Source organism: Bacillus sp. T33-2 (assembly GCF_002860205.1).
In the GTDB taxonomy this organism is placed as follows: domain Bacteria; phylum Bacillota; class Bacilli; order Bacillales; family Cytobacillaceae; genus T33-2.
The window spans coordinates 75,752-102,093 of sequence record NZ_PGVB01000008.1; the positions used below are offsets into that span (position 1 = coordinate 75,752).

Consider the following 26,342-nt stretch of genomic DNA (forward strand, 5'->3'; position numbering starts at 1 on the left):
ATCTTTTTATCAATATAACACATCTCTTATACATGTAAAGGACTAATTTTTTAGTACTACGTTTTCTTTCCCAAGAAAACCGCGCAATTCCTTGAGGCAGCCGTGGTCGGCATTCACCTTGAACTCCGCAGGCAAAAGGACTGTTTTTTGATTATGTTCGTAGTACAGGATCACCGGAATTTCCCCGTAGTGCTTTTTGAGCATAGCCTTAAGCTCGGTTAGCATCTCTACTGAATGCCGGCCCTGGCCGACTCTGATAAATAATTTCCTGCCCGTTTCCCTTGCAGCCTCGAGTGCGGCATGTTTATTTAAAACTGACTGGATTATGAATTGGACTTTCCCATCGCGCTCTTCAAACTTTCCCTCGAGCAGCGTAATTTCCCCCTGTTTCAAATCTGGGCCAAACCGTCTGTACTCATTCGGGAAGGCGACCGCTTCAGTTTCACCGCTCGGATCACTCAAAGTAAGAAAACACATCGGATCGCCCTTTTTCGTGCGTATTTTTTTTGTTTCGGTAATATAAACACCGATCCGGCATCGCTGCCCGCCTTGTTTTAGCGCCAGCAACTGAACATTGGCCGCTTTAAACACCTCCTCGAAGATGGATACAGGATGCTTTGACAGGTAAAAACCAAGCACATCCTTTTCATACGCAAGTTTCTGTTCAACCGGCATAGGATCAACGACCGTATATTTTGGCTTTATTGAAAATTCAGCTTCAGCAAACAGATCGAACTGGCCGGATTCATCCGGGGCAACAAGCAGGGCATGTTCAATCGCGACATCAAGGGATGCCAGAAGGCTGGCCCTGTCCTGCCCAAATTCGTCAAAGGCCCCGGAATGCACAAGTGCTTCCATTGTTTTTCTGTTGACCGCTTTCTGGGAAACCCTGATGCAAAAATCAAATAGATCCTTGAAGGGCCTCTGCTTCCTCGCTTGAAAGATTTCCCTGAGCGCCTGGGCACCCACACCTTTGATTGCCGCCAGGCTGTATCGGATCTTGCCTCCCTCTGCCTGAAAACTGTAGCTGCTCTTGTTTATCGACGGCGGTAGGAGGGGTATTTCCATTTGCTTTAATTCCCTGGCATATTGGGCAATTTTTGCGTCGTTTCCCATTGCGGACGTACAAAGTGCAGCCATGAAATAAAGTGGATATTGGGCTTTTAAGTATGCGAGCTGATAGGCAATAAAGCTGTAGGCAATGGCGTGGCTCCTGTTAAACCCATAGTTGGCAAACCTGACAATCAAGTCATAAATATCATTTGCGGTTTTTTCATCATAGCCCTTTTTAAGTGCGCCGCTGACAAAATGGCCTCGTTCACGGTCCAAAACTTCTTTCTTTTTCTTTCCGACCGCCCTGCGCAACAGGTCTGCCTCACCAAGCGAGAAGCCCGCCATTGTCGAGGCTATTTGCATGATTTGCTCCTGGTACACAATGACCCCGTAAGTATTCTCCAATATATCCTTTAAATCATCATGCGGATAAGCAACCTCCTCCCTGCCATGCTTCCTGGCGATGAAGAGGGGGATGTTCTCCATCGGGCCGGGCCGGTATAATGCATTGACAGCAACAATATCTTCAAATCTGGAAGGCTTTAATTTTACTAAAACCTTGCGCATCCCTTCGGATTCCAGCTGGAAGATGCCGGTTGTGTCCCCTTCGCTAAGCAGTTCGAACGTCTGGCGGTCGTCAAGCGGGATGTTGTGGATGTCGATTTCCCGGCCGGTTTTCCGGTGGATCGATTCAAGAATTGCTTCGATCAGCGACAGGTTCCTTAAGCCAAGAAAATCCATTTTCAGCAGGCCTACTTCTTCCAGGTGCTCCATGGAATACTGGGTGAGCAACACTCGCTCGGAGCCGGACTGGATCGGGATAACATTGGTGAGCGGCTGTCCGCTGATCACAACCCCCGCGGCATGGGTGGAGGTATGGCGTGGAAGGCCCTCGAGCTTTAGCGCAGTTTCAAACAGCTTTGCGTTCATGTCTGATTCCTTAATGAACGACCGGAGCCCTTCAGACTCCTTGAATGCATCCGTTAGCGAGATGCCAAGTTTAGAAGGGACCAGCCTTGACAGCCTGTCCAATTCTTTAGTGTTCAAGCCAAAAGCTCTTCCGGTATCCCTGAGTGCCGCTTTGGCGGCCAAAGTCCCGAACGTGACGATCTGTGCTACATGCAGCTCCCCATATTTTGAGGCAACATATTCAATTACCTCGTCACGGCGGTGGTCAGGGAAATCGATATCTATATCCGGCATTGAAATTCTTTCGGGATTTAAAAAACGCTCAAAAAGCAGCTGATGTTCGATCGGGTCTACATCTGTAATGAATAAAACGTATGCAACCATCGAACCTGCTGCCGAACCGCGGCCGGGCCCTGTAAGAATGCCGTTTTCCCTGGCAAATCTCATAAAATCCCAGACAATTAAAAAGTAGTCGCTGAATTTCATCCTCTTTATCACAGACAGCTCATATTCTAGCCTCTGCCAATGTCCGGAAGGCGCCTTCCCATACCTTGTTTCAAACCCGGTGCGGCACAGCTTTTCTAGCAGCCCGTCGGAGGTTTCCCCTGGTGGTGCTGGATACTGTGGAAGATGCTTTGTTTCGAGGTCAATCAGTACATTGCATTGTTCCGCAATCTTGAGTGTGTTTTCCAGTGCATCGGGGTATTCGGAAAACAATTCCGCCATCTCGGCGGCTGTTTTGAGATAAAAATCGTCGCTGCCAAGCTTCTCCCTTTCTTCATCCTGCAGCTTTTGCCCATTTTTGATTGCCAGAAGGCATTCCTGGGCAAAAGCATCTTGCCGGTGCAAATAGTGGACTGGGTTGGCAGCCACTGTCCGGATGCCACGGCTTTCAGCCAGGGCAGCCAGTTGTTTATTTAAGGCGGCCTGTCCAGGGAGCTCCTGGTTGTGGAGTGATATAAAAAATTTCTGGCTGCCGAACATGCTGCTATATAAATCAACTGCCGCTGAAGCTTTGTCTTGTTCGCCAGCAGATAAAAATTGCTCTATTTCTCCGCCAGTCCCGGGTGTTATTGCTATAAGCCCCCCTGAATAAGCCTTCAGCCATTTGACAGGGATTCCATCTGGTGATCTCGTTTGCACCGCACTGGAGATTTTTATCAGATTTTGAAAACCCTGATTGTTCATGGCCAGCAGCACCAGCTGGAAAGCTTCTTTTTCCCGGAATTCGCTGGCTACATCAATTGTCAGGCCTATAATTGGCTTCAATGAATTTTTTAGACATTCTTTATAAAAGGCTATTGCCCCATACATCACATTCCGGTCGGTTAATGCCAGTGAAGTAAATCCTTTCGATTTCGCTTCTTTGACAAGCTGTTCCACAGTTGCCGTACTGGTCAGCAGGCTGTAGGCACTGTAAACATGAAGGTGAATAAATGACATTTTTTCTCACACCTTTTGATACTTCTTCATGTATTTATTATAGAACCTATCCATAAAAAAAGAAAATATATGTTCCCTTTTTGTACAGGAACATTTAAAACATAATCCCCCCTGTTTGTCCATATGATGAAGTATCGGCAAGGGATCGAACTTTACAAAAGGGTGGTTTCAGGATGATGAATCAGCCGTTTTTTACCCATTTATTTGAAGCTTATTTCATCGCGCTTGGCGTACTGCTCGGCGGCTCCGTCATTGGCGGGCTTGCTTCGTTTCTCACCGGACAGCCTCTCCTGACGGAAATTGTCCGTATTTCTGATTTGATACGCATCTGGGCAATTATCGCTGCGATCGGCGGCACATTTGATACTGTGTACAGCTTTGAGAGAGGCTTCCTGGAGGGGGAGACTAAAGATATTGTCAAGCAGTTTTTGTTAATATTGTCTGCCATGGGCGGAGCGCAGACTGGCGCACTGATTATTAACTGGCTGACACAGGAGCATGTCTCCCAGTGAGGATCCCGCCATATTACCGGAAACCCGCCTGGCAAAGATTTCTTTCCGGAATGGCTGCAGGGGGTGTCGCGAGCTGGTTTGTCTTCCTGTATATTAACGGAGCGACGATTGAAAAATTATCAAAAAAAATCGACGAACAGAAGCATGATATTGAAAATCTTCAAAATGAGAAAAAAATCTGGCAGGAAGAATACAAGCTTTTAAATAAAAAGAATGAAGAAAAAATGACCGTCCAGGAAGTTAAAGTGAAGATTTTAAACTGGGAAAAATACAGACTGGATACTTATAGTGTGTTTCAAAGCGAAGAAGAAATCAATGACCTTATCAGCAAATTTTTAATAGCGAAAGACCTGGAGACAGTTTTTAAGAGCAAGGACATGGTCATGAAAATCATTGAGAACAAATCCCTTAAAATCAACAATAAACGATATAAAATAGAAGTGAAGTCCTTTTTCATTTACACATCAATATCCATCCAGCTCGACATCCATCTTGAAGGGGCCTGACCCCCGCCGCGTTAATACATTACCATGCCGGGGACTGGCCCCCGCTGAGGTAACGCGTTAGCGTGCAGGGGCAGGCCCCGGATATTATTTACACACCTCGTCAAGGTCCTTCATTACGTTTTCTGCTTCGCTCCAGGAATAAATGGACGCCCCTGATGCAAGCGGGTGTCCTCCGCCTTTGTATTTCTTTGCGATTCCGTTGATGACGGGACCTTTTGAACGGAGCCGGACTCTGATTTGGTCTTTTTCCTCTATGAAAAAGGCCCATGCCTTTATCCCTTCGACATTGCCAAGGGTGCTGACAAGAAGTGAGGCATCTGAAGGCTTCACTGAAAACTGATCCAGCAGTTCCCGGTTGATTATCACACTCGCTGCTCCACTTGGGCGGACTTCAAAGTTTTGCAGGACAAAACCGTTCAGTTTAATGACATTTTGCGGTAGTTCGTACATGCGGTCATATAGTTCGGTCCGGGAAAATTGATAATGGATCAGTTCACCTGCATATGCAAAAGTTTTTTCGGTCGTGCTGGGGTAAAGAAAACGCCCAGTATCCCCTACAATGCCAGCATATAACAGCCTTGCTGCCTCATTTGTTATTTCCAGCCCATGATTTTTTCCGTATAAATAGAATTCATAGATCATTTCGCTTGTAGAACTCGCAGTTGTATCCACCCATAAAAGGTCTCCATATGGATCTTCGTTAGGATGGTGGTCAATTTTAACGAGCAATGCGCCCATAGTGTAACGGGAATCGCAGACCCGCTCCTGATTGGCTGTATCGCAGACAATCACCAATGCCCCTGAATAGGTTTCATCCGGAATGGAATCCATCCTTCTCAGATAGTTGAGCGATTCTTCCTCCTGTCCGACCGCATACACTTTTTTTTCGGGAAAGGATTCCTTCAAAATCTCAACAAGCCCGCCCTGGGATCCGTAAGCATCCGGGTCAGGCCTTACATGCCTGTGCACGATGATCGTGTCATACTTTTTAATTGCTTCCAGGATTTGTTCCTTCATAACTGCTCCTTCGTAATACATATTTTTTTTCGCTTATATTTCAAAATAGTAAGATTCAATGGCAATTCCGGCAAATTACCGCTAAAATAAGGAGAGATTTTTAAATCTGGGGGAGTTGCAATATGCCGGTACTCGCACTATTAATCATGCTCAGCTTAGCTCTATATGTATTTTATAAAATAAAATATGTCCGGAGCAACAGGCCCGCCGAGAAGAAATGGATATCTGCCAAATCAAGCATCGCCCTCGGCTTATTCGTTGCTTTGTTTGGGCTGAACCAGCTGTTTTTATTTCAAACTGCAATGACATACATTGTTGCCGGAATTTTCATATTCCTCGGCAGCTTGAGCGTTTGGGCAGGATTCAAATCCTATAAATTTTACCTCCCTGATGCAGCCAAAGAAGCTCAGGACGCAAGAAACAATTAATCAAGAGGAAGAAGCCGTTCATGCACAACCGGCTTCTTTTTTATTGTCCGGCTGAATCACCATTTTCTTGTGAACCCAGGACTGCTTTAACCGCAGGTGTGCATCTCAATCTTTTAATTCCTGTCTATGAGCTGGCACATCATCATTGCTTTTCCAACAAGCATCCCTTCATTAAACACTTCAACATCGACTTTGCCGAATTTCCTGCCTACTTCCAGAACCTTCGGATAAATCTCCAGTGTGCTGTCGATTTGGACAGGCTTGATGAAATAAATGGTCATGTTTTCGACAACAAGGTCACCTTTCTTATAGCCCCTCAAAACCCTGTTTGCAGCTTCAGTGACAATCGTCGTAAACACGCCATATGAAATGGTTCCAAGGTGGTTTGTCATTTGCGGGGTAACCTGGCAGCGGAAAATGTCTTCCTCTTTCAGTTTGCCTTTTGTGACTACCATCTGGCTCGTGACGGTATCATCAAGAGTTTCCCCGACTTGCGGCTGGCGCTGGATTATCTGCAGCGCCCTCAGGACATCCTGCCTGCTGATCATTCCTTCGAGCCTGTTCGCCTCATCCACAACCGGAAGCACTTCAATCCCTTCCCACACCATCATGTGCGCCGAAGACGCCACACTCGTCTTTCCGCTTACTGTCATCGGATTCTTCGTCATGACCTTTTCAATCAGCAATTGATGCTCGGAGCTCATGACGTCCTTAGGGGTTACCATCCCCTGGATCTTCAAATTATGGTCTACCACCGGAAAACGGCTGTGCAGCGTTTCTTCCTTGAGACGGTACCAGTCCGCTACCTGATCGTCCGTTTTTAAATAAACTGTCTCTGAAAGGGGCGTCAGGATATCCTCAACAAGGACAATCTCCTTTTTGATCAACTGGTCATAAATGGCCCTATTGATCATCGTTGCGACAGTAAATGTGTCATAACTGCTGGAAATGACCGGCATCTGAAGCTCATCAGCAAGCCTTTTCACACTTTCTTCTGTATCAAAACCACCGGTGATCAATACCGCTGCGCCAGCTTTCAGTGCCTGCTCATGCGCTTTCGTCCTGTTCCCGACAATCAGGAGGTTACCCGGCCCTGTGTATCTCATCATCGCCTCGAGCTTCATCGCACCAATAACAAATTTATTGAGTGTTTTATGAAGGCCGGCCCGTCCGCCAAGAACTTGCCCATCAACGATATTAACCACTTCAGCATATGTCAGCCTCTCGATGTTTTCTTTCTTTTTCCGTTCGATCCTGATCGTGCCAACCCGTTCAATGGTGCTTACATACCCTTTGTTTTCGGCATCCTTGATCGCCCGGTAGGCTGTGCCTTCACTGACAGTCAGCGCCTTGGCGATCTGGCGCACTGAAATTTTCTGGCCGATTGGAAGCTCATCGATATATTGCAAAATTTGTTCATGCTTCGTTGCCAAGACCTTCACCCTTTATAAAATAGTAATTTCCGTTCGAAAAATAGTTGTCCTATCTTATTATAAGGTGAACAATGTCCTGATTCAATTCGATTTAATTGTTTATTCTCCACTGCGGCCTTAAGACACCTTTAACCGCCGGGCGCTTCATCAATTACCGTAGCCGCGCGGCACTTTTCTCTCCTTAAGGTGTGGCTGGCGATCCAACGGAACTTTTCGACTTTTTGGCGCATAAAGGAATGCTGCGAGGTTGCCAGCAGCAGACAGGAACGCAAGCAAAAGCCAGGCGGCAGCGAACAGCCCTTCCTTGCCCGGTGCCAAAACATTAAGCTTTGGCACACCAAAATACAATAGCATCGCACATATCAAAAGACAGAGAAGATAACGGTTATGATTCATGTGTTTCCTCCTACACTAAGGCTTGTATTAATATATATGCCAGTCAATAGTGAAAAAGCATTTTCAACAGACCAAAACGCAAAAAAACTGCACAGCAGACGCCGTGCAGCATGTATTACACTATAATTCTATGGATTCCCCCGGCTCCATTACTTTGCCTGTACCGTTTTTCAATAGCGCGATAAATTTCTGCGGATCCTGTTTTATAGGCGGGAAAGTGTTAAAGTGGATCGGCACAACCTGCTTTGCCTGCAAAAAATCTGCAGCCAGCGCCGCGTCCTCAGGTCCCATCGTAAAATTATCCCCGATCGGCAGGAAAGCAAGGTTGATTGGATGGCGTTCGCCAATCAGCTTCATATCTGAAAACAGTGCAGTATCCCCTGCATGGTAAATCGTTTTTCCTTCCGCCATCACGAGAACACCGGCCGGCATCCCGCCGTAGACGATCTCTTTGTTATCAGTAACAAGGCCTGATCCGTGAAAAGCGGGAGTGAACTTTACTTTCCCGAAATCAAATTGGTACGCCCCGCCTATATGCATCGCATGTGTTTTCACTCCCTGCCATTCTAAATATTGGGCCAAATCCGCATTGGCGATGACGAGTGAACCATTTTCCCTTGCAAGGCTGACCGTGTCGCCAACATGGTCCCCGTGGGCATGGGTCAGGATAATCACATCCGGTTTTACATCGCTGACATTAAGGTCTGTCTGTGAATTTCCTGTGATGAAAGGGTCAATGAAAATGGTTTTTCCACTGGTTTCAATCTTTACAACCGCATGTCCATGGAATGAAACTTTCATAAAAATCTCCTCCTGCAAATAAGATAATAAACTAATTTCAACATCTGGTGCATGAATCCTTCCTTCTGTCATTTATTCCCCAAATTTTTTAAACTAAAAGTTTACTTTTCGAAAGGTAGTTGCTAATCTCGAAATAAGCTGTTACTTAATAGGGGGAAATGCAATGAATGAGCGATTGGAAAGTTTAAGGGATTGGATGAAGGAAAATGGGGTCGACCTGTCCTTCCTCACCTCCCCGGACACCGTGTTTTACTTAAGCGCATTTTTAAGCGAGCCCCATGAGCGCCTGCTTGGAATAGCCGTCTTTCAGGACGGGGAGCCGTTCCTGGTTTGTCCGGCCATGGAAAAGAACGATGCAAAAAATGCCGGCTGGGAGCATGAGATCGTCGGGCACAGCGACATTGACCGCCCATGGGAGCTTGTCCAGAAAGCTGTTGCAGCGAGAATTCCCCGCATCGGGACGATTGCGATTGAAAAAGAACATTTAAATGTTGAACGCTACGAAACACTTAATCACACGTTTCCGGGCGCGAGGTTTATTTCTGCTGAAGATAAGCTGAGGCTTTTGCGGTTAAAAAAAGACGAACAAGAATTGGACAAGATCCGCCAGGCATGTGAGCTTGCCGATTTTGCGATTGAAACCGGCGTCCAGGAAATTAAAGAGGGCCGGACAGAGCTGGATGTTCTTGCGGCGGTCGAATATGCACTGAAGAAAAAAGGGGTAACGGAAATGTCCTTTGCCACGATGGTGCTGGCAGGAAAAAATGCTGCTTCCCCCCACGGCACTCCAGGACTGAACAAGATTAAAAAAGGTGATCTGGTACTGTTTGATTTAGGCGTTGTCGTTGATGGCTATTGTTCAGATATTACCAGGACGGTTGCCTATCATGACATCAATGTAGAACAGGAAAAAATCTATCAAACTGTTTTGAAGGCCCAGCTTGAAGCAATTAGCACCGTACGCCCCGGGGCCGCTTGCTCGGCAATTGACCTTGCCGCAAGGAACGTAATTGCTGGTGCAGGATATGGGGAGTTTTTTCCGCACCGGCTCGGCCATGGACTTGGCATCAGCGTACATGAATTCCCTTCCCTGACAGAGACGAACCAGCTCGTTCTTGAGGAAGGAATGGTGTTCACCATTGAACCGGGAATCTATGTGCCGGATGTAGCCGGTGTAAGGATAGAGGATGATGTAGTGGTAACACGTGATGGAATCGAAATACTAACTAAATACCCTAAGGACCTGACTATCATTAAATAAGTGCAAGAGCAGCCTCCGATGGGGCTGCTCTTCGTTTTAACCTGTGCAATGCCGGGTTCTCGTTTAATCAACCTGACAAATAAAATAGACAGGTAGAGGACATGCACATATGATAATAAATTTCAAATCGGCAGTACTATCGGTTGTCAATTTTCTCAGGATATAAATCGTGGTTCATAAGCCTGTATTCCGCCATTTGCTCATACTTGGTGCCTGGTCTGCCATAATTTGTGTATGGGTCGATGGAAATTCCTCCCCGGGGAGTAAATTTGCCCCATACTTCAATATATTTCGGATCCATGAGGGAAATGAGGTCATTCATGATGATATTCATGCAGTCTTCATGGAAGTCACCATGGTTTCGGAAGCTGAACAAATACAGCTTTAAGGACTTGCTTTCAACCATCTTTTCACCGGGAATATAGCTGATATAGATTGTTGCAAAATCCGGCTGCCCTGTTTTCGGACAAAGGCTTGTAAACTCCGGGAAGTTTAATTTCACAAAGTAATCCCTGTTTGGGTGCTTGTTGTCGAACGCTTCGAGCACTTCCGGGGCATACTGAAAAATATATTTGGTCCCCTGATTTCCCAGTAATGTTATATCTTTTAATTCTTCATCTGTCCTGCCTGCCATAAAAATGCCTCCCTGATATTTATTCCGTCCAATCAGGGAGGCATAACAAAAGACTATTTCCTTTAAAAAACAAAAAACCTTATCCGCACGGATATGTCTGAAATTTTTCAAATCCATAGTTTTTTATAGAGGGTGTCCGCTATGAACCTCTCCCGCATTGAACGGGGTCCACTATTTAATTACAAAAATCAATATATACAAAAATCGCTTTGAAGTCAAAAGAATTTTTCAGCAGGCTCTGATTGATTAATCAGTATACCTTCCCCCTCGATGCTGAGCCTGTTTACTTTATGAATGTTCATTTTTACTGAATTTTTGTTAAAATAGGAATCAAAATAAACGTGAAATAAGGTGGATCGATGGAAGAGAGACTGAAAAAAGTAATCGAAGCAGCCCGGATGTATTACCTTTTGGACTATAACCAAAATGATATCGCGAACATATTGGGCGTCTCGCGGCCGACCGTTTCCCGCCTGCTGCAAACTGCCAAAACTGAAGGCATTGTCCAGATCAAAATAAATGATCCGACAGAGGACGTGGAAAATCTCTCAAAATTGCTTCAAGACCGGTTTGAACTGAAAAAGGCGGTTGTTTCTTCCATTCCCCAGTATGAAAATAATCTGATAAAGAATTATCTTGGGGAGAGCGCTGCGGCCTACCTTCATGAAATAACGAAAGACGGGGACACGATCGGAGTTACATGGGGAACTACCTTATACCATGTTGCGATCGAGCTCAAACAAAAATATTTAAAGGATGTAAAAGTAGTCCAGCTAAAGGGGGGAGTAAGCCATTCCGAAACAAATACTTACGTTTCCGAAATCCTTTATCTGTTCGGGAAAGCCTTTGATTCCAATCCAGTCCATCTCCCGCTTCCCGCGATTGTTGACCACGTTGTAGTCAAGCAGGCCATGGAAGCAGACAGGCATATAAAACGGGTATTGGACCTGGGAAAACAGGCAAATATCGCTGTGTTCACGACTGGGCCGATCAGACAGGAATCCCTGCTGTTCCAGCTTGGTTATTTTTCTGAAGAAGATCTCAAAATAATCTATTCAAATGCGGCCGGCGACATTTGTTCAAGATTCTTTGACGACAATGGTTCCATCTTAAATGACAGCCTGGATAACAGGACATTGGGCATCGGCCTGGAAGATCTGAAACAAAAAGAGTATTCCATTCTCGTTGCCGGCGGACCAGAGAAAATTCGGGGCATCTATGGGGCCTTAAAAGGCGGTTTCGCGAATGTGCTGATAACAGACCAGTTTACCGCCCGGTTCCTCCTCGATAAAGATTAGTCTTTTTTATAACTGTCTTTATGATAGAATTTTTCGCCAATCAGTTAGTCAGAAAATCGCCTGTTTTACATTTGTTCAATATGTGGTTTACACTCGTTCATCCTCCTGATATATTGGTGAGGAACGTGTTACTATATTTTTTATTTCATGCTGAAGGCGGTTTCAGCTTTTGGCACATAAAAAGAGAGGGATGACAAGATGGCCTACGGACTGGCTCGTATGATTGACCACACATTACTTAAAGCGGATGCTTGCGAGGCGGAAATTATCAAACTTGCAGAAGAGGCTAAGAAATACTCCTTTGCTTCTGTTTGCGTCAACCCCGGCTGGGTGAAAACAGCCGCAGAAGTTCTAAAAGGTACACCTGATGTGAAGGTTTGTACTGTAATCGGATTTCCTCTTGGAGCCTCAACTCCAGAGGTTAAAGCATTCGAGACGGAAAATGCGATGGCAAATGGTGCAACTGAAGTGGATATGGTCATTAACATCGGCGCATTAAAAGACAGGCAATACGACATAGTCGAAGCTGACATTAAGGCAGTAACTGTAGCAGCCAAAGGCAAAGCCCTGACAAAAGTAATTATTGAAACCTGCCTGCTTACGGATGAGGAAAAAGAAATGGCCTGTAAACTGGCAGTCTCTGCTGGCGCGGATTTCGTAAAAACTTCTACTGGATTTTCAACAGGCGGAGCCACAATCCAAGACATCGCGCTAATGCGCAAAACAGTGGGACCGGAGATTGGCGTGAAAGCATCCGGTGGTGTCAGGACACTCGAAGATGCGCAAAACATGATCCAAGCCGGGGCAAGCCGCATCGGGGCAAGCTCTGGTGTTGCCATTATGAATGGCATTGCTTCAACCTCATCATACTGAGCGGGTAATACATTTGTTTGACGCAAAAGTTCAAAATTACATGGCTCAACCGTATTAGACTGCTATTTATTTGTCCAGGTTAAACAAAACACGGAATGGAGAATGAAAATGGATGTAAAAATGCTCGTTGAAAAAGCAAGTGAAGCTCAGAGAAAAGCATATGTTCCATATTCAAATTTTCAGGTCGGTGCCGCTCTCATCACAAAAAGCGGGGAAATATTTCTGGGGTGCAACATTGAAAATGCCTCTTTCGGGCTGACGAATTGTGCCGAAAGGACAGCTATTTTCAAGGCAGTTTCTGAAGGACAGAAAGAGGTTCAGGCTATCGCCGTTGTCGCGGATACTGACGGGCCTGTTTCTCCATGTGGTGCTTGCCGGCAGGTTATGGCGGAATTCTGTGATGAAAACACAAAAATTATCCTGGCCAACTTAAAAGGTGACATCAAGGAAACCACAATCAGTGAAATCCTGCCGGGGTATTTTACATCAAAAGATATGCATAAATAATGATGATACGTGCAAATTTACAGAGATTGCTAATTCACAGTTACACCGATGCGGTCATGGGTCTCCATTCTTCTCCTGTAAATGTAAAAGAGCTGTCATTGGAAACAGCTCTTTTGCGTTTCTATTCAGCCGGGGCTGCATCGACAGCGATTTCGTATGCATCTAAAATTGAATCTCTTTCAGATTCATCCTCGATTCCAACTAAAAACTGCTCGCCGCCTTCATCCTCAACACGCATCAAAATCGTTTCTTCCTCGGAGCGCAACAGGGCATACGATTCACCATTCATATCGAACAGTGCCTCTACCTCATACTGTTTCTCTACCCCTTGCTCATCTTCTATCGTGATAAGATCCCTGATTGAATCACTTTTTTCCAACATGACCACCTCCAAAAGTTCAAAATTACTTTTCCCTTCTCCCGGGAAACTTATGAATTGAAGGTGCAATTCAAAAATAAAAGCCCGGTGCTTGTCCACCGGGTCTTTTGGCAAAAAAATGATTATAGCTGCTCAAGCAGTTTTCTTGTCTCGGAATATTCGAGATTATGAGCTTCCGCAACAGCCTGGTATGTAACGTAGCCATTCAGGGTGTTAATCCCTTTTAAGAGTGCTTCATTATCCAGGCAGGCCTGTTTAAAGCCTTTGTTGGCAATTTGGACAGCATAAGGGACAGTTACGTTCGTGAGCGCGATTGTAGAAGTGCGCGGTACGGCTCCAGGCATATTCGCCACGGCATAGTGGACGACACCATGCTTTTCATAAGTAGGGTTATCATGGGTGGTGATCCTGTCAGTTGTTTCAAAAATGCCACCCTGGTCAATCGCGATATCAACAACAACAGACCCGGGTGTCATCGATTGGATCATTTCTTCTGTAACAAGCTTTGGCGCCTTCGCACCAGGGATAAGGACCGCGCCGATTACCAGGTCGGATTCCATTACAGCTTCTGCGATATTATAAGGATTTGACATGAGAGTAGTTACGTCTGCGCCAAAAATGTCATCCAGCTGGCGCAAACGGTCCGGATTCAAGTCAATGATGGTCACTTTTGCACCGAGGCCAATTGCCATTTTAGCAGCGTTTGTGCCCGCAACTCCCCCGCCGATAACGGAAACCGTCCCTCTTTGGACTCCTGGCACACCAGAAAGAAGAATCCCTTTGCCGCCATGGACTTTTTCTAAAAATTGGGCACCAATCTGCGGAGCCATCCGTCCGGCCACTTCACTCATCGGCGTCAACAGAGGCAGCGCTCCGTTGGCAAGCTGCACGGTTTCATAGGCGATGCCCACCACTTTATTTTCAATCAGTGCTCTCGTCAATTCAGGCTCCGGAGCCAGGTGCAGGTATGTAAACAGGATCAGGCCTTCACGAAAATACCGGTATTCTTCTGGAAGAGGCTCCTTTACTTTCATGACCATTTCCTGTGACCATGCTTCCTCAGCGGTATTTACAATACGGGCCCCAGCATTCGCATAGTCTTCATCGGTAAAGCCGGATCCCAGCCCTGCGCCTGATTCAATATACACTTCGTGCCCGAATTTAACCAGGTTTACAACCCCGGCAGGTGTCATTGCTACACGGTTTTCATTGTTTTTTATTTCTGTTGGTACGCCGATACGCATATTGCATGCCTCCCCAGCAAATATCAAATGATTTTCAAAACCGTTTCTAATATAACATTTTAAAACAATAACAGAAAGATAAAAGTGATATTATGATAGAAAAATGTAAACACTTACATTGTTTTTTGACCCAAAGCCAGAATCCGCACCGGCACGGGATCATTTCCGCTATTTGGGAAGGATCCGGCAATAGAACATATAAAGAAAACTCGCCGATTGGCGAGCCCCGAAGGGCGAAGACAGAGGCGTAGTTCAACGGAAAAGTTCCACTTTTCCGCCTGCGATGCTGATGCTTACGAAGCATTCCTTTATGCACTTATACTTAGATCCAAAAATTGGCCCCTACGCCGAGCTTGCTTCTTGCTGCCAATTTATACTTTCCAAACGTATAAAAAAAACAAGCTGCACCGGCAGCTTGTCCTTCAGCTTCATTCTGCTTCATTTTCCTGGCTGGCCAATAATGAGCCGAATTCCGAATGGCCATGGACACCACTGAAATATGAATCCGTGATTTGCCTGCTTACTTCGTTCACTCCGTCATCATTATATAAAAACTCTGATAAACCTCGAGGCTGCCGTTTTTCCACGTCTCTTTTCTCCTTCTCTGCTGGACTCCTTCTTATTGTTCGACAGATTGTAACAGCTATTCAGAAAAACACTATTGTATAATATAGGTAAAGGAGGGGATATCTATGGGGCTATCATATAAAAATATTTTAGTTGCCGTGGATGGATCTAAAGAAGCAGCATGGGCTTTTAAAAAAGCCATACAGGTTGCGAAGCGGAACAACGCGAGGCTGTTCATGGTCCACATCATTGATTTGCGGACTTTTGCCACTGTTGAAGCATACGACCGCACCATTGCAGAACGGGCCAACGATTATGGCACTGAGCTTCTGGAAGCTTATAAGCAGCAGGCCATCGAAGCCGGTGTGGCAGATGTCCAATATGAAATTGATTACGGATCTCCTAAGGTGAAAATTGCAAAAGACATCGCCCGTGAATACAACGCTGACCTTATTGTGTGCGGTGCCACTGGGATGAATGCGGTTGAACGCTTCTTCATCGGCAGTGTCTCTGAACACATTGCCCGGTATGCTCCTTGCGATGTCCTCATAGTACGGACGGAACAGGAAATTGAGATTTGAATTTTGCACATAAAAAGCACGCAGCCATCAGGTTGCGTGCTCTTCTTTTTCCCCAATCAATGTTTTCGCTTTTTCGATCTGGGCGGCAACCTCTGCGAATCCCGTGCCGCCCTTGGATATTCTCCGCTTGACAGCCGTGAACGGGTTCAGTGCCACATATATATCTTCTTCGAACAAAGGGCTTGACTCTTTATATTTTTCAATAGAAAGGTCAGCCAGATAACAGCCTTGCTGGATGCAAGCTAGCACAAGCTTCCCGACGATTTCATGTGCCTCGCGGAACGGCACCCCTTTTACTGCCAGATAATCGGCAAGCTCTGTTGCGTTCGAAAAATCTCGTTTCACCGCATTTTCCATCGTCCCGATGTTGACCTTCATCGTTTCAATCATTCCTGTAAAAATCCGGAGCGACCCTTTTATCGTCTTCACTGTGTCAAACATGCCTTCTTTATCTTCCTGCATATCTTTATTATAAGCAAGTGGAAGACCCTTCAGGACCGTGAGCAGACCGACGAGGCTGCCATATACCCGGCCTGTTTTTCCCCTGATCAGCTCTGCCATATCCGGATTTTTCTTTTGTGGCATGATGCTGCTGCCCGTTGAAAAAGTATCGGCCAGCTCGATGAACCGGAACTCCTCGCTCGACCATAGTATGATTTCTTCACACAGCCTTGATAAATGCATCATCATGATGGAGCTTGACGACAGGAATTCAATGATAAAATCGCGGTCGCTCACGGCGTCAAGGCTGTTTTCGTAAATTCCTGCAAACCCCATGAGTTCCGCGGAAAACTCCCTGTCAATTGAAAAAGTCGTTCCGGCCAATGCACCGGCTCCAAGCGGGCTCATATTAATCCGGCCAAGATTTTCCTTGTAGCGCTGTTTATCCCTTTCAAGCATCCAAAAGTAGGCCATTAAATGATGGGCAAACGAGATTGGCTGGGCACGCTGCAGATGGGTGTAGCCTGGTAACACCGTCTCAACGTGGTCGCCCGCCTTTTCTAGGATTGCTTTCTGAAATTCACCAATGAGCGCGATCACTTCTGTTACCTGCCTGCGCAAATATAAATGCATGTCCGTCGCGACCTGGTCATTCCGGCTTCTTGCTGTATGAAGCTTGCCGCCCACCGGCCCGACCAGCTCTGTCAGGAGATGCTCAAGATTTAAATGAATATCTTCAAGCTTTGCCGAAAAAGGAAGCTCATCGGCCGCTGCCCTGTCTTTTAAAATTTTCAGGCCGCTGATGATTGCTTCTGCCTCGCTGCCAGAAAGGATTCCCGTTTTAGCCAGCATTTCGGTATGTGCGATGCTTCCTTCTATATCTTCCATGACAAGTTCCTTGTCAAAGGAAATGGAGGCGCCAAATTCATCGACCCATTCTTCTGCTGACGCTGTAAACCTGCCGCCCCATAATTTTTTCACACTGTCACCTTCTTATTCTGGATCATGCTCTGGACCTTCGTAGGCAGTCCCCATAATTCGATGAAGCCGACAGCCGCGGCATGGTCGAACTCATCTTCGGAAGTATAGGTTGCCAGCTTCTCATTGTACAGTGAATATGGGGACTTTCTTCCCTCAACAATCGCATGGCCCTTGAACAGCTTGACGCGCACGGTACCTGTCACATGCTGCTGGGTTGTTTTTAGAAATGCCTCGAGCGCGTCCCTAAGCGGTGAAAACCATAAGCCCTCGTATATCAGTTCGGCGACTTTTTTCTCTATGACCGGTTTAAAATGCGCTACTTCTTTTACAAGCGTGATATCCTCCAATTCTTTATGGGCCTTGAGCAATGTCACTGCGGCAGGGCACTCATAAACTTCACGCGATTTAATCCCGACAAGGCGGTTTTCAACATGGTCGATTCTGCCGACGCCGTGCTTGCCGGCGAGGGCATTGAGGTTGAGGATCAGCTCTGATAACGGATAGGCCCTCCCGTCGATTGCGGTCGGGATTCCTTCCTTGAACTCGATTTCAATCGTATCAGGCTTGTCGGGAGCATTTTCAAGGCTTGAAGTAAGCTCGTAAGCCTCTTCGGGCGGTGCTGCCCACGGATCTTCCAAAATCCCGCACTCATTGCTCCTTCCCCATAGGTTCTGGTCTATTGAGAATGGGCTGTCAAGGTTAATTGGGATAGGGATGCCATTTTCGGCCGCATACGCAATCTCTTCTTCACGCGACCATTTCCATTCCCTTACAGGCGCAAGCACTTTCAGATTGGGGTTCAACGCTTTAATCGATACTTCAAATCGTACCTGGTCATTCCCTTTGCCTGTGCAGCCGTGGGCAACTGCTACTGCGCCCTCCAGTTCTGCAATTTCAACAAGCTTTTTCGCAATTAACGGCCTTGAAAGTGCCGATACAAGCGGATATTTACCCTCATACATGGCATGCGCCTGTAGAGCCAACAAAACGTAATCGGTTGCGAATTCTTCTTTTACATCCAGGACATAGGACTTTATGGCACCGATTTTCAATGCTTTTTGCTTAACAAATTCAAGATCCTTTCCTTCCCCTACATCAAGGCAGCAGGCTATGACTGAAAATCCCTGTTCCTGCAGCCATTTTATCGCTACGGAAGTATCCAGGCCTCCGGAATATGCGAGTACAACTTTTGATTGGTTCATTTTGCTTTCTCCCCTTTTGTATAATTATACAAACCCATATATTTTTATTCATAAAATAAAAGTTATCAGGTTTCATTAAAAATTTCAACAAAAAAATGAATGTTTTTTTATTAAAAGGAATAAACACCACATATAGCCAATATATTCAACAGGACATTTTTTGATGAAAGGGGATAATATAATGGCTTTGTTCGAAACAGAATATTTAAAAACTGTAAGAAATGATTTTGAGTCTATCAAGAAACTTGGCGACCGGACGCTGGCCCGGCTGGATTTCCAAGCATTAAACTGGACGCCCCATCCAGACTCGAACAGCGTCGCGGTTATCGTCAAACATATGAGAGGGAACATGATTTCCAGATGGATTAATTTCTTGACGGAAGACGGTGAAAAGCCGTACCGAAACAGGGACGACGAGTTTGTTGAATCGTACTCGTCAGCTGATGAAGTAGTTGCGGCATGGGAGGAAGGATGGGAAGCGGTATTCAATGCGATTGGGTCACTGACAATCGATGACCTTTCTAAAACGATTTTCATCAGGGGCGAGGCACACAGCGTTCTGAAAGCGGTGCAGAGGCAGATTGTCCATTATTCCAATCATGTCGGCCAAATCGTCTATTTGGGGAAATGGCTTTTAAAGGAAGACTGGGAGTCATTAAGCATCCCTAAAGGAAAATCGCAGCAGTATTTGGTACAAAAATTATCGGAAAGATGAAATACACAGATAATTCATACAAGCCTCCTGTTTAATGTAGTAGAATGTAGACAGAGATACTACGATTGGAGGCCCGGATACATGGAGCAATACTTTAAATATGATGACCGCCTGGGAATTCCCGTACCAGTTTTGAATATGGACTGGGATCAATATAACTATGAAACACGGCAGTCGATTCTTTTGGATTGGGAAAAGATTCGTGGGAGAATTCCGGACAGGATTGCTGAAGTTGAGGCCGAGATTAATTCAAAGCAAGCCGAGCTGTCGGACGAGAGTGACTTTAAACGGTCATGCCGCCTGAACACGGAGATTGCCGAACTGGCTTCCATCATAAACGATCTGTGGCTCTGGTACCGTACGAACCAGAATATTTCCGGAAAAGTGCATCATTGACTAAGTGGCTTTTGATAAAAAAGCTGATTCATAACACAAAAATCCCTCCTGGCGGAGGGATACTTTCTGTTATAAATCTTTTTTGAGTTCGCTTATGACATGGCCGATTTCCGGCAGAATGAGCCGTTCCATGGCAAGCCTCACTGCCCCTGTTGATCCGGGAGTGGAGAAAATGGCACGGTCTTTAATGACTCCAGCCGCAGCCCTGGACAGAATGGCGGCAGCACCGATATCTTCCTGGTAGCTCAACATCCGAAAAAGTTCGCCGAAGCCAGGGATCTCCTTTTCAAATAATCCCTGCACGGTTTCAATCGTGACATCGCGCCGGGCAATTCCTGTCCCGCCATTTGTAAGCACAGCATCTATGCCGGGATTGTCGCAGCCCTTTAATACCTCTGCCCTGATTGGCTCCGCTTCATCCTTCACGATGATGTAATCAGTGATTGTATGGCCGGCTTCCTCAAGCATGTCCATCATAAGCCGTCCGCTTTTATCGGTTTCCTCATTTCTTGTATCACTGACAGTGATGACCTTGCACCTGACCTGTCGGGGGGCTTTCTTTTTATGCTCCTGGCTACTCACGGTCTCACAACACCTTTATCTAAAAAATATCTCATCTGGTAGTATCTATGCGCAAACTCGGTGACTCTTCTTGTCGTCTGGTAATTCGTGCCCGCGCCAATTGCCATGCTGATAACTGGAAGTCCCTCAAGCTTTCTTTTCCTGAATAGCAGGATTGCGATCCCTTTAAAAATTTGTTTGATCGGCTGCTCCAGCCACGATGTATCTGTCAGACGGTCATTTCCTTCGTAAAAATAATAGTCTTCCGCACTTTCCAAATCCCGCATCAGTTCTTCCCAGCCGTGGCTCTGCATCCTCGATGGCAAAGTTGCTGCGTGAAAAACTTTAAGCGCGGCCATCATTTCAAATGGAGTATTGACCTCAAATCCATACGTCATGGCAATCATCTGTACCACCCTCAGATTAATGACCGTCATGGCGGGCAGGTCCGTTCCAAGCACCAGATTTCCGCCGCTGCCCGACAATCCCCCCTGGATGAAAGAATAAAGGCGGTGCCGCGATATTTGCTGGTCTGCTATGTATTGCAGTTGTTCAATCGTCAGCTTTCTCAGGTCCTGTACAGTTTCGAGATCCGGATCGAACACCCGGCCTGCGGATAGAATCCTCTCCTTGGCCTCCATTTGCAGCTGGGAACCCTGTATCAGTGCATGAAGATGGAACAGCCAGCTGTCAAAAACGGAAAAAAACTGCGACCTGGTTTCCTCCGGCAGCAAGGAAAAAGACCGGTCCAGATATCGTTCGTACGCCAGTTCAAAATCATTGGGCTCGTAGTTGTACAGCTTTTCCTCCCACTCTTTAATTTCATTCAGCACCTTTTTTTCCCGTTCCGTCAAAGGCATCCAAAACCCTCCAACATAAAAGATTTTATTCAAGTATAGCATAAATAGTAAAAGGCAAAAGCACGGGGGCTTTTGCCTTTTACCATTATTTCGCCAAACGGACAACGTCCCTTGCAATCATTACTTCTTCATCTGTCGGGATGACCATTACTTTTACAGGTGAGTGCGGATAGCTGATGAATGCTTCTTCGCCCTGTACTTTATTCAGAGCAGGATCCCAGTAAACGCCCATGAACTCCAGCCCCCGTAATACCCTTTCACGGATGGAGGCACTGTTTTCCCCGATCCCTGCAGTAAAGATAATGGCATCAACACCGCACATGCGGGCTGCATAAGAACCGATATACTTATGGATTCGATCGCCAAACACCCGTAGGGCAAGTTCGGCACGTTCATTTCCTTTTGATGCTTCTTGTTGAATATCCCTCAGATCGCTGGAAAAACCAGAAACGCCGAGCAAACCGCTTTTCTTATTCAGGACTTCAAGCACTTCTTCTGCGGTTTTGTCGGTTTTTTCCATGATGTACGGGATCAAAGCAGGGTCAATATTCCCGGATCTTGTACCCATTGTCACACCCGCCAATGGAGTGAATCCCATTGATGTGTCGATTGACTTGCCGCCTTCAATGGCCGCGATGCTTGCACCATTGCCCAAATGGCATGAAATCAGGCGGAGGTGTTCAATCGGACGGCCGAGCATTTCAGCTGCGCGCTGGGAAACATACTTATGTGAAGTACCGTGGAATCCGTATTTGCGGATTCCATACTTTTCATAATACTCGTATGGCAGGCTGTAAAGGAAAGAGTTTTCCGGCATCGTTTGGTGAAAAGCCGTATCAAACACCGCAACAGCCGGAACATTTGGCAGCACGCGCTGGAATGCCCTGATGCCAGTTACATTTGCCGGGTTATGGAGCGGCGCCAGTTCAGACAGCTCTTCAATTTTCCTGAGGACTTCGTCCGTAATTAACGCGGAATCGTCGAATTCTTCCCCACCATGGACAACACGGTGGCCAACACCTTCTATCTCATTCAGGGATTCAATGATTCCAAGTGTCGTAAGCTTGTCCAGCAGCATTTTGACAGCCACTTCATGGTCAGGAATATTTGACACTTCTTTGATTTTTTCGTTGTTTACAGTGATAGTGAAGATGGAATCATTAATGCCGATTCTCTCAATAATTCCCTTCGTGACCACTTCTTCGCTCGGCATTTCAAACAATTGAAACTTTAAAGAAGAACTGCCGGCGTTGATTGCAATAATCTTTGCCATAATATGTACCGCTCCTTTTATATAACAGCCTGGCCTAAAAATAATGGGTAGCACAGTTTTATTTTGTACAGCAGGCTGCAATTATATCTCTCAATTTCCCATTTAAACACTGTCCTTTCCACTTTTCAAGTCAAGCTTACATTGGTATCGCTTACAGTTAAAATGAGTTTATTTTCTGATTCTTTTACCCCGAATAACAGACTGTCAATCGCAAAAAAACCGGTGCGCTGTGACACCGGCTTGGGTTTATCCTTTATTTTCAGCTATCCATGTGTCTATTTTCTGGATAATGTTCTCCATGGCCGGGCCGTTGGAAAGCTTCGGCAATTGTGCAAGAAGCGCCTGTTTAGGGGCCTTGATATTTTCCCCTTTTTTTTGGGCGATCAGGATGCTCTTGGCCGCATGTTCCGACTTAAACAGCGACCGCGGTAGTTGCAGCACTGCCTGCATATTCAGGTGTTTTTTTATAAAATCATGCAGCTGCGGTGACTGCTCACTTTCAAACAAGCCATTTGGGATGATAAAAAATAAATAGCCCCCAGGCTTCAGGTGCCTCGTTCCTTGCTCAATGAACAGATGATGGGCGTATGTATGCCCGTGTTCAGCCCTGATCTCGTATTCTGCCGCCCTTACATCATTAGGATAATAGCCAACAGGCAAATCACAGACGACTGCATCGACTGGATCCACAAATAATGGCTCAAGGCTGTCCTGATTGAAAAACTGGACACCATGCTGCTGCAGGTTTGCGTTTGTATAAGCGAGTTTGATAAGCAGGTCATCAATCTCGATCCCAATTGAGGTTATCGTTTTATCGGGCTGCTGGTTTAAAACAGCCGAAAGAAGGTTCCCGGTGCCCACAGCGGGATCGAGCAGCCGATAAGAGCCCTGCCCGATAAACCTGTTCACGAGATAGCCGATAAACATTCCGACTGCATCCGGGGTCATCTGATGGTTTGGCTGGACGTTCTCCTGCATCCCTTTTAGAATGGCCAGCTGGTAAGCCTTGCGGATTTGCTCTGATGAGAATCCTGATAAATTGATATCTTTATAAACCTTTTCAAGCCGTTTCTGGGTGATCTCACTCAGTTCCTCCTGGAGGATGGTTCCGTGAAACAGGTTCTCACCCGTCTCAGCCAGAGCATCCAAATATGTACATGACAATTCTTCCTTTAAAATATCAGCCGTCTCATTCAAAACGGCAAAAAGCTTTTCTACCGGAGTAACGCTCACTTTTCTTTCCTCCTGCATAATTGACCTTCATATATTGTAACGGGGTAAAACCCGCAGAACAAGGATTCGGCATGATAAAGAAAATCCCGCCGATTGGCAAGCCTGAAGGCGAAGACAGAGGCGTAGTTGCACTTATACTTATTCCTAAAATTGCCCACGGCGTCTAGTTTTCTTCTTCAATTTCAGCTACGAAAGTATAAAAGCCGCAGCTTTTCCTGCGGCCTCCGTAACATTTTGGAATTATCTTGCCTGTTTCGCTGCTTCAATCGCTGCTTCATAATTTGGATGATCTGTCGCTTCGCTGACGTATTCAACGTAAGTAACCTGGTCATTCGAATCGACGACAAATACCGCACGGGCCAATAAACGCAATTCCTGGATTGCTGTCCCGTATGCCTCTCCAAAAGAAAGGTCGCGATGGTCTGATAGCGTCTGCACGTTTTCAATGCCATTCGCCCCGCACCAGCGCTTCTGTGCAAACGGCAGGTCGACGCTGACAGTCAGAACCTTGACATTATCAAGCTTTGCCGCTTCCTCGTTAAAACGTCTTGTCTGTGCGTCACATACCCCAGTGTCAAGTGAAGGCACAACACTGATCAGCCTTACTTGCCCCTTTGAATCCTGGAGGGTCACTTCGGACAGATCATTTGCAAGCACTGTAAAATCCGGTGCTTTTTCCCCAACCTTTACTTCGCTTCCCAGCAATGTAACCGGGTTCCCCTTAAATGTAATTGATGCCATTTCCTCATCCTCCTTGCCAAATTATGTACAAGGTAAATATATCTGTTAAACACGCACTTTGCAATTATTTCAAACTGACAAAAACATTTGCTGATATGATGGATATGCGCTAGTGCATACAGCAGTCAACCTTCTCTTCAAAAGAGTTAACAACTCTGATCCCTTAAGAAGCAGATTCATCTTCTGAGCCGCCAGATTCATCCTGGTTTTTACTTTCGCTTTCTTTTTTCTTCTGCTTGTCTTTATTATTATTTTGCTGGTCACCATCATTTTTTGGGCCTTGATTATTCTTGGAAAGCATTTGCTGGATTTTTTCGACAGCCTGGGGTGCAAAGTCGAGAATCCTCTCATAAAGATGAGTGGTTTCTGCGAGATGCAGCAATTTTATCTCATCCTTTTTGACAATCAGGAAGGCAATTGGTGTAATCGATACCCCGCCTCCGCTTCCCCCTCCAAACGGGTGGCTTGACTTTCCCTGTTGGCCATCCGAACCTTTTGAACTCTGGGAATTTTGGGAACTGTCTAATTTAAACTCACTGCCGCCGGCTGCAAAGCCGAACCCTACTTTTGATACAGTCAGAATTACACTTCCATCCGGTGTTTCCACGGGGTCACCGATGATCGTGTTCACGTCGATCATTTCTTTTAAGCTTTCCATTGCCGTAGTCATAAGTCCTTGAAGTGGGTGGTCGGGCATTGCCAGCTCCTCCTCGTCTACACAGATTTTATTTTATCGCCGGAAAGGTGGGACAGAGGCTTTGATTTAAAATGCATTCCAGCGCCTTTCCAGTATTTAACCAGCTTGATTCCTGCGAATATAGCATGTCCGAGTCTCAAATGAAAAATACATGTCAGCCGGGTCTGTGACAGAGCCTGGTGGAAATTTGGACAAACATTCAGCACAGGCATATCTTTAAGTCGCATATAGTTGCTGATTAAGCCCATGATGCCCCCTTTTACGGCCCAGAATGAACCACAGAGTATCGCTGTATGTGCGGCATTCCCGGCTCCCACCCCAGTATGCCATTCCAAATTCCTAACCTCCACTTTTTTCAGGAAGTGCCTGACAATCTTGTACATTCCGCCCACACAAGCCAGGAAATCCTTAATGTCATGAAATATATTCAGCAAATCCTCTTCCATTTGTTCAATGCTTACTGTTTGTGTTGTGTCTCTACTGGACCCGGCATGCGCACTGCCATTGTCGTGGAGTGACAGCGAACCGTCAGCCTTTTCGCTCTTGGGAACATCGATCTTATATGTAATTAATCCAAACATCGCTTTGAAAACTATCTTTAACCGGTCGTTGCCCTGCCCATGGTAATAATCCAAATGAATTTTTATCCTGGCCAGGACGAGAATCACAGCCAGCATGACAATAAAAAGCATGATGATGATCAGCCAGGTCACCGTCGTCACAACCTTTCAGCCTTTTATTATAGGCTGAACCACAAAAAAATAAACCTGCCGGCGGGCAGGTTTATCCATCATCCTTTGTGAATCACTGTAGTGTCTGTGAACAGGTCATGGAGCCCCTGTTTTTTCGGTAAAAATGCAACGATTAAATATCCGATATATACAGTCGCCGAAATGAAGCGGCCAATCCATTCCCTGAACAGGACGGTTCCCCATGTAAGGCTGCTTCCATCAAGGTCAATGACTTTAAGGCCAAATACCATTTTACCGAGCGTCTGGCCAAAAAATTTCGTCATTAGGACAAAATACAAGTAAAAAATCACAGCTGTTGCGATTGACACAGGCTCGAATATACCTGTAACGCCAACCGGTATATCAAACGCCCTGAACAGCGGATATACCACTAGACGGTTGAGGCTGCCAATGACGATCAAGTCGAGCAAATAGGCCCAAAATCTCATCCAAAAACCGGCATATCGAACTGCAGTATGAATTGATTGCGTATGATATCTATCAACGGACTGATGCTGTGGACCCGGCTCGTCTGCAAACTGCCCGCGGACACTGCTAGTATCTGCCGTTTCTGCAGGCGGTCCGCTCTCAGTGCCTGCCATTTGTTCCAGCTTATGTGCATGATCGCCATCCTGGTACAAATCATTTTTATAGTCGTTTGAGCTCATC

The 26,342-nt window shown here is 45.9% G+C and carries 28 protein-coding genes, 1 pseudogene and 1 riboswitch; of the genes and pseudogenes, 10 read left to right on the forward strand and 19 right to left on the reverse strand.

The window, feature by feature from the left end; all coding sequences use genetic code 11:
- Positions 1-42: 42 nt before the first annotated feature.
- The gene (dnaE, locus tag CVD19_RS05845) at positions 43-3,405 is read right to left on the reverse strand and encodes a DNA polymerase III subunit alpha (RefSeq protein ID WP_101580929.1); all 3,363 of its coding nucleotides are present in this window, start codon (positions 3,403-3,405) and stop codon (positions 43-45) included.
- Between the two features lie 173 nt (positions 3,406-3,578).
- Here dnaE and CVD19_RS05850 point away from each other — a divergent pair, with 173 nt between their 5' ends.
- Positions 3,579-3,917, forward strand: a complete 339-nt coding sequence (locus CVD19_RS05850) for a YtrH family sporulation protein (RefSeq protein ID WP_101580930.1) — start codon at positions 3,579-3,581, stop codon at positions 3,915-3,917.
- Entirely contained in the window at positions 3,914-4,423 is a 510-nt protein-coding gene (gene ytrI, locus CVD19_RS05855; RefSeq protein WP_101580931.1) for a sporulation membrane protein YtrI, read from the forward strand. The genes CVD19_RS05850 and ytrI overlap by 4 nt, the downstream gene beginning before the upstream one ends.
- Before the next feature lie 84 nt (positions 4,424-4,507).
- Here the strand turns inward: ytrI and CVD19_RS05860 are convergent, their stop codons facing one another.
- A complete protein-coding gene (locus CVD19_RS05860; RefSeq protein WP_101580932.1) occupies positions 4,508-5,440 on the reverse strand; it encodes a DHH family phosphoesterase in 933 nt (310 codons plus the stop codon).
- A gap of 122 nt (positions 5,441-5,562) precedes the next feature.
- Here CVD19_RS05860 and CVD19_RS05865 point away from each other — a divergent pair, with 122 nt between their 5' ends.
- The gene (locus CVD19_RS05865; protein ID WP_101580933.1) at positions 5,563-5,868 is read left to right on the forward strand and encodes a YtpI family protein; all 306 of its coding nucleotides are present in this window, start codon (positions 5,563-5,565) and stop codon (positions 5,866-5,868) included.
- Positions 5,869-5,981: 113 nt separating this feature from the next.
- Here CVD19_RS05865 and CVD19_RS05870 read toward each other — a convergent pair whose 3' ends face one another.
- The 3 genes from CVD19_RS05870 to CVD19_RS05880 all read right to left on the reverse strand — a co-directional run bounded on the left by CVD19_RS05870 (position 5,982) and on the right by CVD19_RS05880 (position 8,498).
- A complete protein-coding gene (locus CVD19_RS05870) occupies positions 5,982-7,301 on the reverse strand; it encodes a CBS domain-containing protein (protein ID WP_101580934.1) in 1,320 nt (439 codons plus the stop codon).
- 147 nt (positions 7,302-7,448) lie between these two features.
- The gene (locus CVD19_RS05875) at positions 7,449-7,697 is read right to left on the reverse strand and encodes a hypothetical protein (protein WP_101580935.1); all 249 of its coding nucleotides are present in this window, start codon (positions 7,695-7,697) and stop codon (positions 7,449-7,451) included.
- Between the two features lie 120 nt (positions 7,698-7,817).
- Positions 7,818-8,498 carry a metal-dependent hydrolase gene (locus CVD19_RS05880; RefSeq protein WP_101581072.1) on the reverse strand — a complete coding sequence of 227 codons (681 nt, stop codon included), beginning with the start codon at positions 8,496-8,498 and terminating at the stop codon, positions 7,818-7,820.
- A gap of 163 nt (positions 8,499-8,661) precedes the next feature.
- Here CVD19_RS05880 and CVD19_RS05885 point away from each other — a divergent pair, with 163 nt between their 5' ends.
- Positions 8,662-9,759 carry a M24 family metallopeptidase gene (locus CVD19_RS05885; protein WP_101580936.1) on the forward strand — a complete coding sequence of 366 codons (1,098 nt, stop codon included), beginning with the start codon at positions 8,662-8,664 and terminating at the stop codon, positions 9,757-9,759.
- 136 nt (positions 9,760-9,895) lie between these two features.
- Here CVD19_RS05885 and queF read toward each other — a convergent pair whose 3' ends face one another.
- On the reverse strand, positions 9,896-10,393 hold the full coding sequence (gene queF / locus CVD19_RS05890) for a preQ(1) synthase (protein WP_101581073.1): 498 nt from the start codon (positions 10,391-10,393) through the stop codon (positions 9,896-9,898).
- Between the two features lie 109 nt (positions 10,394-10,502).
- Positions 10,503-10,549: riboswitch (PreQ1 riboswitch) on the reverse strand.
- 203 nt (positions 10,550-10,752) lie between these two features.
- Between queF and CVD19_RS05895 the strand changes: the two genes are divergently transcribed.
- From CVD19_RS05895 to CVD19_RS05905, 3 genes and pseudogenes are all read left to right on the forward strand, one after another.
- On the forward strand, positions 10,753-11,691 hold the full coding sequence (locus tag CVD19_RS05895; RefSeq protein WP_101580937.1) for a sugar-binding transcriptional regulator: 939 nt from the start codon (positions 10,753-10,755) through the stop codon (positions 11,689-11,691).
- A 198-nt stretch (positions 11,692-11,889) separates the two neighbouring features.
- Entirely contained in the window at positions 11,890-12,564 is a 675-nt protein-coding gene (gene deoC / locus CVD19_RS05900; protein WP_101580938.1) for a deoxyribose-phosphate aldolase, read from the forward strand.
- A 99-nt stretch (positions 12,565-12,663) separates the two neighbouring features.
- Positions 12,664-13,071 (forward strand): annotated as a pseudogene (locus CVD19_RS05905) (cytidine deaminase); the annotation flags it as partial.
- A gap of 121 nt (positions 13,072-13,192) precedes the next feature.
- On the opposite strand, the gene CVD19_RS05910 reads toward CVD19_RS05905, so the two are convergent.
- The 3 genes from CVD19_RS05910 to CVD19_RS24615 all read right to left on the reverse strand — a co-directional run bounded on the left by CVD19_RS05910 (position 13,193) and on the right by CVD19_RS24615 (position 15,281).
- A complete protein-coding gene (locus tag CVD19_RS05910) occupies positions 13,193-13,453 on the reverse strand; it encodes a DUF1292 domain-containing protein (RefSeq protein WP_101581074.1) in 261 nt (86 codons plus the stop codon).
- Positions 13,454-13,572: 119 nt separating this feature from the next.
- Entirely contained in the window at positions 13,573-14,694 is a 1,122-nt protein-coding gene (gene ald, locus CVD19_RS05915; protein WP_101580940.1) for an alanine dehydrogenase, read from the reverse strand.
- Positions 14,695-15,122: 428 nt separating this feature from the next.
- Positions 15,123-15,281 carry a hypothetical protein gene (locus CVD19_RS24615; protein ID WP_180953540.1) on the reverse strand — a complete coding sequence of 53 codons (159 nt, stop codon included), beginning with the start codon at positions 15,279-15,281 and terminating at the stop codon, positions 15,123-15,125.
- Between the two features lie 105 nt (positions 15,282-15,386).
- Between CVD19_RS24615 and CVD19_RS05920 the strand changes: the two genes are divergently transcribed.
- Positions 15,387-15,842, forward strand: a complete 456-nt coding sequence (locus tag CVD19_RS05920; RefSeq protein ID WP_101580941.1) for a universal stress protein — start codon at positions 15,387-15,389, stop codon at positions 15,840-15,842.
- Between the two features lie 27 nt (positions 15,843-15,869).
- On the opposite strand, the gene argH is transcribed toward CVD19_RS05920, so the two are convergent.
- Entirely contained in the window at positions 15,870-17,264 is a 1,395-nt protein-coding gene (argH, locus tag CVD19_RS05925) for an argininosuccinate lyase (protein WP_101580942.1), read from the reverse strand.
- Positions 17,261-18,466: an argininosuccinate synthase gene (locus tag CVD19_RS05930; RefSeq protein WP_101580943.1), complete on the reverse strand. Its 1,206-nt coding sequence runs from the start codon at positions 18,464-18,466 to the stop codon at positions 17,261-17,263. Before CVD19_RS05930 ends, argH begins: the two co-directional genes overlap by 4 nt.
- Before the next feature lie 181 nt (positions 18,467-18,647).
- Here CVD19_RS05930 and CVD19_RS05935 point away from each other — a divergent pair, with 181 nt between their 5' ends.
- Together CVD19_RS05935 and CVD19_RS05940 are read left to right on the forward strand one after the other, a co-directional pair.
- On the forward strand, positions 18,648-19,181 hold the full coding sequence (locus CVD19_RS05935) for a DUF1572 family protein (protein ID WP_101580944.1): 534 nt from the start codon (positions 18,648-18,650) through the stop codon (positions 19,179-19,181).
- An 81-nt stretch (positions 19,182-19,262) separates the two neighbouring features.
- Entirely contained in the window at positions 19,263-19,577 is a 315-nt protein-coding gene (locus CVD19_RS05940) for an ABC transporter C-terminal domain-containing protein (RefSeq protein WP_101580945.1), read from the forward strand.
- 69 nt (positions 19,578-19,646) lie between these two features.
- On the opposite strand, the gene CVD19_RS05945 is transcribed toward CVD19_RS05940, so the two are convergent.
- The 8 genes from CVD19_RS05945 to CVD19_RS05980 all read right to left on the reverse strand — a co-directional run bounded on the left by CVD19_RS05945 (position 19,647) and on the right by CVD19_RS05980 (position 26,341).
- On the reverse strand, positions 19,647-20,159 hold the full coding sequence (locus CVD19_RS05945; protein WP_101580946.1) for a MogA/MoaB family molybdenum cofactor biosynthesis protein: 513 nt from the start codon (positions 20,157-20,159) through the stop codon (positions 19,647-19,649).
- On the reverse strand, positions 20,156-20,998 hold the full coding sequence (locus CVD19_RS05950) for an EcsC family protein (RefSeq protein ID WP_101580947.1): 843 nt from the start codon (positions 20,996-20,998) through the stop codon (positions 20,156-20,158). The genes CVD19_RS05945 and CVD19_RS05950 overlap by 4 nt, the downstream gene beginning before the upstream one ends.
- An 85-nt stretch (positions 20,999-21,083) precedes the next feature.
- Entirely contained in the window at positions 21,084-22,271 is a 1,188-nt protein-coding gene (locus CVD19_RS05955; protein ID WP_101580948.1) for an acetate kinase, read from the reverse strand.
- 246 nt (positions 22,272-22,517) lie between these two features.
- Positions 22,518-23,504: a class I SAM-dependent methyltransferase gene (locus CVD19_RS05960; protein ID WP_101581075.1), complete on the reverse strand. Its 987-nt coding sequence runs from the start codon at positions 23,502-23,504 to the stop codon at positions 22,518-22,520.
- Positions 23,505-23,744: 240 nt separating this feature from the next.
- Positions 23,745-24,245: a thiol peroxidase gene (gene tpx / locus CVD19_RS05965; protein ID WP_101580949.1), complete on the reverse strand. Its 501-nt coding sequence runs from the start codon at positions 24,243-24,245 to the stop codon at positions 23,745-23,747.
- Between the two features lie 163 nt (positions 24,246-24,408).
- Positions 24,409-24,942, reverse strand: coding sequence for a GerW family sporulation protein (gene ytfJ, locus CVD19_RS05970; RefSeq protein ID WP_101580950.1), 534 nt, complete (start codon positions 24,940-24,942; stop codon positions 24,409-24,411).
- A 17-nt stretch (positions 24,943-24,959) separates the two neighbouring features.
- Positions 24,960-25,664, reverse strand: a complete 705-nt coding sequence (locus CVD19_RS05975) for a DUF2953 domain-containing protein (protein ID WP_142383508.1) — start codon at positions 25,662-25,664, stop codon at positions 24,960-24,962.
- Positions 25,665-25,732: 68 nt separating this feature from the next.
- The gene (locus tag CVD19_RS05980) at positions 25,733-26,341 is read right to left on the reverse strand and encodes an RDD family protein (protein WP_308314857.1); all 609 of its coding nucleotides are present in this window, start codon (positions 26,339-26,341) and stop codon (positions 25,733-25,735) included.
- Between the last annotated feature and the right edge of the window lies 1 nt (position 26,342).